The following is a 391-nucleotide window of genomic DNA, read 5'->3' on the forward strand; positions in this document are numbered from 1 at the left end:
ATGATTTTCGTCAAAAGTAAGCAGTATTGTATGTATTCTGTTTGATTTTCCTATTTCCTTTAATTATAATAGTCTACTTTACGACATTTTCTGAGCATTTTCTCTTTTGTTGTATACTGATATTGTACGTTATAAAGGAGGATTCACTTATGTTGAAAATATTCACGACGCAGTTAACAGGTATTTTTTCCCGCATTCAGGATAAGGAATCTGACGCGATTGAAGATGGGGCGCGGCTGCTTGCTCAAGCGGTGATCAGCGGGCATTCCATTTATTTATACGGAGCGAATGAGCTTCAGGGCGTCTTTTATGAGGCCACTGAAAGCAAAGAACCCTTCCCATCTGTCAAAGCCTTTCCAGAAAGCGCTGAGGAAGTGACAGAAAGCGACAG

General features: G+C 40.4%; 1 protein-coding gene. It reads left to right on the top strand.

The window, feature by feature from the left end; all coding sequences use genetic code 11:
* Window positions 1-149: 149 nt before the first annotated feature.
* Window positions 150-391: DUF2529 family protein (locus tag CP352_RS10820; protein ID WP_143465309.1), on the top strand; the 242-nt coding region annotated here is incomplete at its 3' end.

Origin of the sequence: Lactobacillus sp. UMNPBX1 (assembly GCF_002554085.1) — a bacterium.
Lineage (GTDB): Bacteria > Bacillota > Bacilli > Lactobacillales > Lactobacillaceae > Lactobacillus > Lactobacillus crispatus.